Raw genomic sequence first — 11,269 nt, 5'->3', positions numbered from 1 at the left:
ATACGAAACCCCGGAAGACGCCTGGCCGAACGGCAACCGACGAATCGACGATTTCCAGCAAGGTGATGGCCAGTGAAGTACGAACCCGGCCGCTGCCCCCAGTGTGACCGCTCGATCTCACAGAAGAGTTTGAAAGCCTTCGACACGTGCCCGTTCTGCACGTGGGAGGAACAGAAGAATGACTAACGCGAGCGGAAGCTGGCGCGAAGAATACGACTACCAGGGTGTCGACACCGCTAATTTCGACTGCCCGGACTGTGGCGGCACTCTCCACCCAGCTCGACGAGGAGACGACGAGCTGCCCGGCCGAGTCCACGAATGCGAGTATTGCGGTCAGCGCGTTCGCGAGGTGGCAGAATGAACCCTACAATTCCCTATCCCTTTATGGGGCACGCTGTGGAACGTGTGCAACAGGACAAAGCAGACGCTAAGAAACAAAGCACGTCGACAGAAGTGCCCGGGGACCGACCCCGGTCTGTAACCACTTGCATTTCTGTCGCCCACAGACTTAGAGGTTCCCCTTCAGTTAGAAGGGGGTCTAGTCAGGGGACCGTCTTCGGGCGGTCGCGCAACCAGCTCGACCACAACGACATGACCCCGATCCACGGCGACCGACATTACACCCGACACCCAGAGAACCGTCTTTCTGTCCTGGGTGTCCTGTTGTGTCCTCCCCCCGGGGAGGACAGTAAAACGGCTCCTTACCTACCTGAGACGACTGAAAACGAGGCCCGTCCTGGGTGTCCTGCCCCTAAACGGAACTATCGCACGCAGCGCGCATGTGCGCACGCCCACCCGCCTCGATGGTTTCGGATAGACCCGGGACACCCGGGACACAAATCTGAGAAGGCCGTTTCCGGGCGGCAGAAGCCGTCTAAAGCGTCCTGTCTGTCCTCCCCGGGGGGAGGACACTACAGGACACCTCAGGATACCGACACCCTGTCTCGGGGTGAGGCAGCATGGTAGAGGTAAACGTCGACGCGATCCCGGCCGAGCTGAAAGAGCGACCCCAGTGGCTAATGTGGGATAACTCGTCAGACACACCCCGGCGGCCGCACTGGCGCGGAAACTTCGGGGTGTCGTGGACCAACCCAGACGACTGGCACACATTCGAGGAGGCATACGAGGCAGCCCAAGAACGCGAGTCGTGGGGTATCGGCTACGTCTTCGCGAGCGGTCTCGAAGACTACCCGCGCGGGTTGTACGGCGGTCTCGACATCGACGGGTGCGCGGACAAAGACGGCAGTCCGAAAGACTGGCTGCCTTCCTTAGAACCGTTCATAGAGAACGGGGATTACGTCGAGTTCTCACCGTCGAAAGACGACCCAGAGAGGGAGACAGGTATCCACATTCCCGTGGTTGGTCTAGACCTCCCCGAGTGGTGGTCTGACTGCTCTGTGGGCGAGCACGAAGGCGTAGAAGCCTACGAGAAGAAGTTCTTCACGTTCACGGGGGACACCCTCAAGAACTCGGGAGAGACCGTAGCAGAGCACGGTGAGCACGTCGTCGAGTGGCTGAAAGAAGCCTACGAGAGCATTACGGGAGAAACCCCGTGGGTGGCCGACTCGTCGACGGGAGACGACGACAGGACCGTTACCCAGCCTTCGACGAGTTCGAAGACGGGGAACGCGAAGGAGATCGCTGCAGCCGTCGACCAGCTCGACGCGCGGGACGTAGCCGAGAAGACCATCGTCCGGCGGTGGAACAGTGAAAGTTCCGCCAGTGGGGATAACAGAGCGTTCTATCCGACCTGGGGCGGTTCGAACTGTAACGGGACGGCGAATATCGTCGACCGGGACGGGTGGACGGACACGGGGACGGACTCGGGTAGCGGTGGCCCCCTGGAAATGGCAGCGATAGATATGGGAGAAATCTCCCATTCCGGCTGCTCTTGGGGCGACGTATCCGGGAAACTGTGGTGGAAGGCGGTCGACCACCTCCGAGAACTCGGCTTCCCAATCCCCGAGTATGAGCGGGACGATGGAACCGAGACCGATTCAGACGGCTCCAGCACGGCCGAGACGCTATCGAGCACGTGGGCCTACGTGTACGACACGTATGAGGAGGAAGGGAAGGCTGACGGCCGTCTGGTAGCTGCTGACGCCCTTGAGCACGAAACGCACTGGATGTACGTAATGGACAGTGAGAAGCTCTGGGTCTACAACAGCGAGTCGGGTTACTTCAACCCGTGGGGGGAGCAGTGGGCGAACTCGCTCCTCGAGAGTAGTCTCGGCAAGCACTACAGCCAGCAAGAGGCACGGGAGATAATCGGCCGTATCGAGGCACGGAACCAGACGAAGCGCAAGCACCTGAACGCCCGCACGCGAGACTCTAAGCTACTCTGTGTCGGGAACGGTGTCGTCGACCTTGAGACGGGCGATATGAAGGAGCACAGTCCGGCCTACAAGTTCACTCGCGGCCTCAAGTGGGCTTACGACCCCGAGAACGCGGACACCGAACCCGTCTTAGAGTTCCTTGACGACGTAACGAAGCGTCCCGAAGATCGAGATACGCTGCTCGACCACCTGGCCCACGGCCTGATGCCAGGACACCCATACCGGGCGTTCGTGATGATGTACGGTCCCGGTTCGAACGGGAAGACGCGAGTCGGCAAACTGTTCCGTGGGTTCGTCGGTGAGGAGAACGCGGCCAGTGTCGAGCTGCAGGACCTCACCGGGGACGACAGTTTCGCAACCGGTGGTCTCCCAGGCGCGTTCATCAATGTCGGGGACGACATTAGCGTAGGCGAGATACGGGATACGAGTATCATCAAGTCGCTCACGGGCGACGGTACGGTTCGAGCGAACGAGAAGTACGAGAAGCAATACGAGTTCGAGAATGAGGCGGCTATGTTCTTCTCGGCTAACGAACCGCCTCGAATCAAGGAGCAGACCGTGGCTATCAGCGACCGTCTCTATCCGATTGAAATGCCGTATCGGTTCGTCGACGACCCGAAGGCACCCACGGAGAAGAAGAAGGTCCCGGGTATCGCGAGCGATCTCCTCGAGGACGACGCTGCTATGCGCGGCCTGTTGGTTCTGGCCGTTGAGCACGCACGGAAGGTTATCGACCGGAACGGGGAATATTCGATGCCAGAAGGCCCCGAGGAGCGTAGAGAACTGTACGAGTCGGCTAGCGACCCGATACAGAGGTTCGCACTCGCCCACCTGTCCCCGGCAGACGGTTCGGGAATAGTGGTGAAAGAAGACGTCTACAGCGTGTATACGCAAATGTGCGACCTCGAAGGCGAGCGAGCAGCCAGCGAGGACGCTTTCAAGCGGAAGATATCACAGATGAGTTCGATAGACGTCGAGTCGACCCGTAGCCGGGCGATTACCCCGGGCGAGGACCGAGACCGGTGCTGGCGGTACGTGGAGTTCGCAGAGTCGGCCAAGAAGTTCATGAACGCCCGGTTGGTGTCTCGGTACTTCGAGGAGGACGAAGACGAGACAGAGGCAGCCAGCGAGCCAGAACCGGCAGCGTTCGGGGCCACGCCGATTACGAAGGCAGCCGAGTCTCTCACTGGCTACGTAACCGTCACGGCGGAGATCGTCACGGTCGACACCTTCGAGGGAGAGAACCCGACGACGAAGGCGATTCTGAAAGACGAGACCGGCGTAATGGACTTCGTCACGTGGGACGACGACGTGGCCGAGTTGCTGAAAGAGCGCGAAGGGGGTTCGGTGGTCGTCAAGCACGCAGAGGTAGGCGAGCACAACGGGAAGCGCCAGCTGCAGTCTCGCGAGGGTCTCACAGAGATAGGCGAAATACAGGCCGGTGTCGGGTACACAGAATCGAAGGCAACGGCAGAGAACCAGAGCGACCTGGGAAAGGCGGCCACTGACGGCGGAGAGACGGCCGCCAACGAGACGGAGACCGAAGACACGCCGGAAGGAACCCGAGCGAATCGGGAACGTCTCTCGGACGTTCTGGAACGGAATGGCGCCGAACTCGCGAAGGGTGAGCTGATAGCGAAGGCAACGACGACCTTCGACGGGCTCGACCCGGAAGCGGCCGAGCACGCACTCCGTTCGGGTGTGGAGGAGACGGGCGAGTTCGAGATTGTGGAGACCGACGACGGGGTGAGAGTGAGACGGCTGTAGTCGCAGATACCCCCATTTGGTGGGGTGAGCGGCGCTTTTAGGGGCCTTTGCTAGGAATAGTAACACAAGGATGCCTAGAATTGGCCCGGGGGACGCGAGGGGTTCCTCCAACGAGACGGAGAAGGAAAGACCGGCCACGGAGAGTGGCACGGATGAGCCGGGCGCTGTATCTACCTCGTCCAACTTCGGGGGACCGCCGGACGACATTAATCGCGGCCGTCGACGGACGTTGCGAGGAGATACGGGTTCTAGCCCACCGCTTAACGAGAATGTTCGTCGAGCTGCTGGCTTGGGTAACATCGAGACCGGTCCGGCGGGAGAGGTAGAGAAAGCCATCGAGAAGAGTGTAGTGGAGAATGACCCGGATATCACGGACCCGAGTCAGGTGGAGGTAACAGACGTCCAAGAGTCAACTTCTCCAGACGGAACGAGCACGTTCAAGGGAGAAGTAGAACTCACCGACTCAGGACAGTCAAGGGTTCAGAGGAACCAACAAGCAGCGTTCGACCGGCTGGGGTCGACGGGAAGAGAGCTGAATCGGGATATCGCACAGACACAGTTTGAGCGGGAGCGAGCAGCGTTCTCCCGTGATGTTCGAGGCGACATTTTTGCGGAAAATCAGGTGAGACGCGAGGCAGAGCGGAATCTCGGTCTCGATTCGGGAGACCTGTCGGTGGACTTCGGGCCAACCGGTTTCGGTGTGTCTCTGTCGGAAGGCGGCCGTCGTCGCGAGTTGAAGCGTTCTGTGGCCGCTTCATCGGACCGTTTCGACCTGGACGATCTCGTTACCCGGGCGGAAGATGACTTGTTCACAGTCGAAGCGACAGACGAAGCTTTCCTTCGGGAACTTCGCGAGGACGTAGCAGCGAGCAACGACGATTTAGACGAGAGCGATATTCTCGCGAGGTTCCCGACTGAGGGAGAGAAACGACGTCGACGCGCTACCCTGACGAACGTGGAGCGCGCGACGGGCAAAGACATAGACGTGGGAGAGCTGGCGAATGAGCCTATCGTCAGTCTCACCGAGGAAGCCGAGAAGGACCTGCTGTTGAGCCAGGCCAAAGAGCAGTTCCCGAACGCGGAGCTTGAGGTAGTCGAAGAGGACGGAGACCTGTCTGTGAAAGTCGGTGAGCGGTTCGACGACGGCGACCGTTTCCTCGGTATCGAAGGGCTGGAAAGCGATGTGGAGAATGCCGCAGACACTACAGGGGACTTCCTGAGCGGTGTCGGGAACGCTGCCGGTCTCTCGGTCGGTGTTCCAGCGGACCTGCTCACCCGCGAGGCGGGACTGCAGGGAGACGATGGAACGTTCTTCACGGACACGGGGACGGCCGCCGGCCGTGGCCTTGCGAGTCTCGCCAATCTGCCAGCGAACGCTCTTGCCCTGGACGAAGCCGGGGAGTTCATCGGAGCGAGTTCGGCCCGAGGACTGTCTTCGTTCGAGACAACCCCAGGCGTCGCGGGTGGGCCGCCCGTCTTCAGTGGTCTCGACGAGGAAATCCTGGGCGATCTCAGTACGGACGTAGTCGACTCAGGGGAGTTCATGGGCGGCCAGATAGAAACGCAGTTCCGAGAGAACCCAGTCGAAGCAACGGCTGGAGTCGCGGGAGCCCTGGTAGGTAGTGCTGCCCTGTTCCGGGCGACGGGAGCAACTACGACGGCTGGGCGGACTAGCCGTCTTCTCGTGCAACCCGGTGAGGAGCTGTTCTTCGGGTCTGTGTCGAAGGTGCCACCGGTTCGTGGGTTCGCTCAGAAGTTCCCTGGCGGGAAGCTGGACTTCGAGGAACTGGCGGTGTTCGGGGCTCGAAAAGCCGGACGACGGGTGAAGGTAGCTGGGTCACGTGCACGGCGGAGACTGGGGAGTGTGGAAGTGAACCTGAAGGACCTGCCGGGGGACGACGTGGCACAACTCGGTAAGTCGAAGGGTGGCCTGTCCAAGCAGAAGACCATCGAGCTCACCCGGGATACGACGATCTCGGAGATTCCCGAAGAGGACATAGCGAAGTTGAATGAAAGCACTCGTGCCACCCTTATCGAACGAGAGTTCGAGAAAGAAGGGTCGCTGGGTGCGAAGACGACAAGTGACTTCGCGCTGGAGGAGCAGGCCAAAATCGCCCGGGAACAAATGCCGCCGGTCGAAGCCTTCCCGTCCGAAACCGAGTTCGAGAGCGAGCTAGAGGCACGTATCGAACGCATGAACCCGGACCTATCCGCCACGGAAACCGACCTGGAGGCGGAAGTTGACACGGAACTTGAGGCGTTTGCTGCCGAACTCGGAGGGTTCGGGAGTGAAAACACATCCTTGGCCGTGGACGGTTTAAAGAGACGTTCGCGCCTACGGGCAGCATCCGAGTCGGGGCTCCTCGGGGACCTCAGTCAGGTAGAAGTCCCTGACGTCACCACGGGACTCGAGGCGGCGGCCAGCTCGTCGCTGCTGGAAGACCTTAGACAAATCGAAGCGAGCGGAATCGAGACAGTGACAAGCCAGAGTGTAGAACAAAGTATCTCGCAACAGATCGACCTCGGCCTCGAACAGACGCGAGATGTGTCCCTTGAACTGGAGCAGAGCATAGAGACGGGCCTCGAGATCGACACGGATATAGAGACAAAACGGAAGCGCAAGCTGTTCACTCCAGGCCTGGAGTCCGATACGGACCTGTTCTCCGAGAGCGGTGTCGGGGACAGCTTCGAGAAGGTCTTTGAGTCGGACGTTGCCTCGGAATCCGAGATTCTGAGCGGCAGAAAGCCCTCGACGAAGGGGCTCAGTGACCTGGGAACGTCGCTTGATATTGAAGCAGGATTCCCCGACGACGACCTGATATGACTATCAACACCGACGAATGGGAGAGCGACCTCGTGGCTGTAGGGTTCACGAAACGCGAGGCGCAGGTTGTTGTACGGCTTCGAACTGGAATGAGCATCGAAGAAATCGCGGAGGAACTCGACCTACCCGAGAATACGACCCGAGTCCACAAGGAGACCGCGAAAGACAAAGCTAGCCGAGACGCTGTATCCTACCTGCTTCTCTATGGGCCGTTTGATTCGCTAGTTCGGCCCGAGCAATTTCCCGAAGTTGAGGAACAGCTCGAATTGGGATTGAAGAACAAACTATAGCTAGTGGTACTACTCCCCTACCCACACGTAGGCGTTACCCGTACTCTCGATCTCCTCGAACTCCGTCAGCATATCGCTCAGTACTCGCTGGAGAGAATCATCATTGATACCCAACTCTCGCCCATTCTTCGCGACGTACACAAGCTGGGAAGCAGTCACACCGACACCTTCCCACGCGCGGACTAAATCGGCGGCGACTGCGAGAGCTTCAACCCGCTCCTCGGTCTGAGCGACCACTGAATCCCACTCCAGCGAATTAGCCTCTTCCAGCAATTCTACAGCCGGGTTTCTAGCATCCAACCCCCGGGGTGAGACCGGAGGAGATACCCTTCCCAACACACCCCCTTCGGCCGTATCCGGTCCTTCTACATCTACGGCAGTTTCACCGCTCTCGAGTTTGTCGACACGCGAAACAAGATCATCGAACTCCTCTCGCGAAACGTATTCGGTTTGTATTCGTTTCGTATTCGCCCCCGTATTCGATTCGACACCGGACCGATTACGAAGCAGTTGGCGAACGTATTCGGACCGGCTACCAAAGCCGAACTTGGTTGCTTCCTCATCGAGGTTATCTAGCAATGAATCGGAGAGGCGAAGCGTAATCGGTTGCACTACGAACGTATTCGCCACCGAATACAAGAATCTCTAGGGGAGCAAACGTGGGGGAGATAGGCGGTGGTCCCCCGGGCAGCTACCCCCCCGGAGGACGCTCGATGCAAGCACAAGCGTCTGCGTGAGCAGCAATTGAATAGAAGAACTGCTATTTCTAGAAACTACCGGCGACTACTTACGGGGTTTCTTGCTGCTACCAGCACTGCTCAACCATCTACCCCGCTTCCGAGCAATCTCATCCGGGGTGGTCGACCAACCCCCGGCTACTCGTCGACGTCGACGAACGGGAAAGGATCGACCTTCCGACTACCCACAGAGAACAGTTCTGCGATCTCCTGTCTCTCTTCGATGGACAAAGACAGGTCTTCCCTCTCAAGCAGCTGCCTCGCTGCCTTGCGTAGCTTCACTGCATCCTCGCAGGCGTAGGCCACTGCATCGGACTTGTTCACTCCGTAGTGGGTCGCTGCTTGCTGGATAGCATCGTACCGGTATTCGTTTCCTTCGCCCGTTCGGATACGGACAGACTTCGGTATCTCCTTGCTCATACTGTGTTCACGAGTTCTGATTAGCGTCTCTCTCGAGGTAGCTAACAGGCACATTTGCCTCCTCGACACCCGGTTCCTTCTGGACAGCCGTCACATTCGACGGGTCAACTACTCGCGACGAGCGCGATATGAACACACCCGAGGACTGGATTGTGTTCATATTTCGGAAAGGCACTTTGTCGACGTGCAACCCCCGGCGGACGCACCGCGATACCCGCTTCAGGTTCATTCTTCGCGAGGGTCGTCTACCAGCTCGTACAATCCTTTGTGGACTTTCTGTACGTGCCCGTGCTCGACGAGTCGGCCAAGGACGTCACGCACGTACTGTAAGCTATAGTCCGTTTCTTCAGCTGCATACGGAGCAGTCACTCTACCCGCATGGAGTAAGTCGAGAAGCTTGTTGTCGGCTGGTCCTAGGTCGTCTGCCTCTAGCATTGTTGGTGTATTTGTGTGCCCCACGTTTTAACCCATACACTCCCAAATATTAACCCTTACTTCCAAAGCCATGGAATCTTACCCTTAGACCCTAAGGGTTAAGTCAGTGTAGCATAGACTACTGGGTAAGCGCGAGGGGATACCGGTCAGAAGGTGGCCGGGACGTGCACCAACACGTCCGACCCTCGGGCTGAAGAGAGTCCAGCCATGCCAATGGAGACGCCACACTCGGAAAGCAGTACCGGACGCACCGCCAGACAGATTGCGAGCAAGCACGTCGCAGCCCGTCTCACCAGTATCGTTTATGACGATATCACCGACCACTTCGGGCTAATCATTTCCGCACTTGAGAACGGGAGCGAACTCGACACTACCCCGTTTGAAAATGCACGCTACCAAATTCAGCTTCTCGAGGAGTTGCTCGAAGACGCCGCACGGCTTCAAGGACACAATCCTTGGGAGACCGGCGTACTCTACGGGAACCTCACTCAAGAGGAAAGAGACCGTGTAGACCAGACTGAGGACACCCATGAGTGAACGAACTGGCCGAGCAGCCGTCGCGATGGACGTCGAAGGTTTCGATGCCTACACTCGGTATCGAGTTGAGTCGAACCACCCCCACGACGAAAGCAGTGTATCAATCATCGTCGAGTCGGGAGAAATGAGCATTGCCCTCGATCTCTCCAAGGGAGAAGCTGAGCGGCTAGCTCACCAACTACAGGCGGCAGCCCATGAGAGGGGACAATGAGCAGCGCCAACCACACGGCCATTACGGTTCCCGAGACCGCCCGCAGGTTCGTCTTCCAACACTCGGTCGTCTACCTTCTCCCCGATGCCCATGACACTGTGAGAGACGCACAGGTGGGGTACGTCGAGCGAGACATAGACCACCCGGACAGCTACGAGAAGATCGCCGTCTCACCACAGACCATCCCTGCTCTAGAACGAGCTGCCGCATGGAACGACACAGTGCCACGGTGGCAGACTGCTGCCTGGGTCCGAGACGAGCAGACCAGGGGCGACCGGCAAATCTGATTCTGATTTTTCGTTATGCGCGTAGTGTGTAGTTCCGATTGTTGTTGTTGATTCAGAACCCGACCCAGTATAGCGATTAGCGTTTTCTCCCAACAACAGCTCAGGCACCGATCAGACCGAGGGTGAACCTCTCTCAGCTGTCTTCTATCGCGTGACTACTGTGTATGTCCCTTAGCCCACAACAAGCAACAAGCAACAACCCGCTTCCGTATGTCGATTAGACTCTCAGAATCTTGCGACCGTTTCGTCACAAGTCCCCCGTGAAGAACTGCGGGACGAACACCGCTAACACCGCCAGCAGCCCGACGAGCACGCCGATACCTGGGTTCCCGGTTTGAGATGCGAACCCAGCGAACAACACCACCGCGATGCCGGACACCACTGCCCCCACTCCGACAGTAGCAATGCCTGGCATTAGAAGTCCAGCACCCCCGACGAACCGTTCTTGCTGTCCAGGTCGATACCCAGAATCGAGTTCTCAGTTCCTCCGTTCACTGGGTCAGACAGCCCCAACTCGTCTTCAATCGCTGGCGTGTCCCCCATCAAATCCACCAAACGGTTCCCATCTAGAGACGTCACACCCTCTTGCTTCGAACTCGGTGGCTTTGGGTGCGTATCCGGGCACCAACACCGCTTGATATCGTCTTCCTCAGCCTTCCGACACCGACGGTCTATGTCTTCCAGCTCAGCAAACGGGTTTATCTCTTCCATTCGGCTTTCTCGATTCTCGAGACGGCGCAGACGCTTTCTGAAGTCTGAAGCCATATACCACAGTACGGACCATACCCCCTAGTCACCTTCGCTCACCCCACCCAGCCGACACACCCCGAGCAGGCGTTAACAGGCGTTAACAGAACTGAAAAGCCTGTTTCAGCATCTTATACGATTTTAGACGTGAAAATGTCACCTTGAACCAAGGTGTCCTCTTATAAGGGAACATTCCCTCTGCCGAGTCAGACTCGCCAACACGAACCCGAAGCTATCGGGGAATAGGAAGCCGCCCCAAGGGGGTGGAGTCCCAGGGGCCCGCTACCAAGTAAGTGCACTTGGTTCTACGCAATAGTGCCTCATAATTCCATGCCCTAGAATCAGTCGTTCAGAACGGGCGGCTTCGGCGTGTCTATCGGCAAACCCACTACAGTATGTCGACTGAACACACCGGCCGCCCTAGCGAAGGTGGCCACTCGAAGGACGAAAAGACCACCGAACCCCACCCCCGCACTTACACGCGGTGGGAGCCCGCACGCTGGGTAGAAGCAGCTCCACCTACTGCAACATGGGAGGAAGTGGCTGAAGCCTGCGACAAATACGAAACCCCGGAAGACGCCTGGCCGAACGGCAACCGACGAATCGACGATTTCCAGCAAGGTGATGGCCAGTGAAGTACGAACCCGGCCGCTGCCCCCAGTGTGACCGCTCGATCTC

The 11,269-nt window shown here is 58.5% G+C and carries 9 protein-coding genes; 5 read left to right on the top strand and 4 right to left on the bottom strand.

The genetic code is table 11. The features are described from left to right. The first annotated feature begins 959 nt into the window (after positions 1-959). The 3 genes from ACSC1Y_RS16110 (at position 960) to ACSC1Y_RS16100 (ending at position 7,217) form a co-directional block, all read left to right on the top strand. Complete coding sequence (locus tag ACSC1Y_RS16110; RefSeq protein ID WP_435335971.1) at positions 960-4,103, top strand: phage/plasmid primase, P4 family; 3,144 nt, start codon at positions 960-962, stop codon at positions 4,101-4,103. 289 nt (positions 4,104-4,392) lie between these two features. Beyond that, a complete protein-coding gene (locus ACSC1Y_RS16105) occupies positions 4,393-6,927 on the top strand; it encodes a hypothetical protein (protein ID WP_435335970.1) in 2,535 nt (844 codons plus the stop codon). Next, the gene (locus tag ACSC1Y_RS16100; RefSeq protein WP_435335969.1) at positions 6,924-7,217 is read left to right on the top strand and encodes a helix-turn-helix transcriptional regulator; all 294 of its coding nucleotides are present in this window, start codon (positions 6,924-6,926) and stop codon (positions 7,215-7,217) included. The genes ACSC1Y_RS16105 and ACSC1Y_RS16100 overlap by 4 nt, the downstream gene beginning before the upstream one ends. A gap of 9 nt (positions 7,218-7,226) precedes the next feature. Here the strand turns inward: ACSC1Y_RS16100 and ACSC1Y_RS16095 are convergent, their stop codons facing one another. Next, positions 7,227-7,829 (bottom strand): ribbon-helix-helix domain-containing protein, encoded by a 603-nt coding sequence (locus tag ACSC1Y_RS16095; RefSeq protein WP_435335968.1) that lies wholly within the window; start codon positions 7,827-7,829, stop codon positions 7,227-7,229. 263 nt (positions 7,830-8,092) lie between these two features. Beyond that, positions 8,093-8,374 carry a DUF7692 domain-containing protein gene (locus tag ACSC1Y_RS16090; protein WP_435335967.1) on the bottom strand — a complete coding sequence of 94 codons (282 nt, stop codon included), beginning with the start codon at positions 8,372-8,374 and terminating at the stop codon, positions 8,093-8,095. Between the two features lie 642 nt (positions 8,375-9,016). Here ACSC1Y_RS16090 and ACSC1Y_RS16085 point away from each other — a divergent pair. Both ACSC1Y_RS16085 and ACSC1Y_RS16080 read left to right on the top strand, forming a co-directional pair. After that, complete coding sequence (locus ACSC1Y_RS16085; RefSeq protein WP_435335966.1) at positions 9,017-9,346, top strand: hypothetical protein; 330 nt, start codon at positions 9,017-9,019, stop codon at positions 9,344-9,346. A gap of 207 nt (positions 9,347-9,553) precedes the next feature. Beyond that, positions 9,554-9,844: a hypothetical protein gene (locus ACSC1Y_RS16080; protein ID WP_435335965.1), complete on the top strand. Its 291-nt coding sequence runs from the start codon at positions 9,554-9,556 to the stop codon at positions 9,842-9,844. A 247-nt stretch (positions 9,845-10,091) separates the two neighbouring features. Here the strand turns inward: ACSC1Y_RS16080 and ACSC1Y_RS16075 are convergent, their stop codons facing one another. Both ACSC1Y_RS16075 and ACSC1Y_RS16070 read right to left on the bottom strand, forming a co-directional pair. Further along, positions 10,092-10,259, bottom strand: a complete 168-nt coding sequence (locus ACSC1Y_RS16075; RefSeq protein ID WP_435335964.1) for a hypothetical protein — start codon at positions 10,257-10,259, stop codon at positions 10,092-10,094. Next, positions 10,259-10,555: a hypothetical protein gene (locus tag ACSC1Y_RS16070; RefSeq protein WP_435335963.1), complete on the bottom strand. Its 297-nt coding sequence runs from the start codon at positions 10,553-10,555 to the stop codon at positions 10,259-10,261. The genes ACSC1Y_RS16075 and ACSC1Y_RS16070 overlap by 1 nt, the downstream gene beginning before the upstream one ends. Positions 10,556-11,269: the final 714 nt, after the last annotated feature.

It is taken from the genome of Haloarchaeobius lipolyticus (genome assembly GCF_051208015.1).
Classification (GTDB): Archaea; Halobacteriota; Halobacteria; order Halobacteriales; family Natrialbaceae; genus Haloarchaeobius.
The sequence above is the reverse complement of the archived record's forward strand: the minus strand, read 5'-3'. Positions and strand labels throughout refer to the sequence as shown.

What these genes read in the sequence shown, in the direction of transcription:
- ACSC1Y_RS16080 (WP_435335965.1), top strand. Translation starts at nt 9,554, where the DNA reads ATGAGCAGCGCCAACCACACGGCCATTACGGTTCCCGAGACCGCCCGC.
- ACSC1Y_RS16110 (WP_435335971.1), top strand. Translation starts at nt 960, where the DNA reads ATGGTAGAGGTAAACGTCGACGCGATCCCGGCCGAGCTGAAAGAGCGA.
- ACSC1Y_RS16085 (WP_435335966.1), top strand. Translation starts at nt 9,017, where the DNA reads ATGCCAATGGAGACGCCACACTCGGAAAGCAGTACCGGACGCACCGCC.
- ACSC1Y_RS16070 (WP_435335963.1), bottom strand. Translation starts at nt 10,555, where the DNA reads ATGGAAGAGATAAACCCGTTTGCTGAGCTGGAAGACATAGACCGTCGG.
- ACSC1Y_RS16090 (WP_435335967.1), bottom strand. Translation starts at nt 8,374, where the DNA reads ATGAGCAAGGAGATACCGAAGTCTGTCCGTATCCGAACGGGCGAAGGA.
- ACSC1Y_RS16100 (WP_435335969.1), top strand. Translation starts at nt 6,924, where the DNA reads ATGACTATCAACACCGACGAATGGGAGAGCGACCTCGTGGCTGTAGGG.
- ACSC1Y_RS16075 (WP_435335964.1), bottom strand. Translation starts at nt 10,259, where the DNA reads ATGCCAGGCATTGCTACTGTCGGAGTGGGGGCAGTGGTGTCCGGCATC.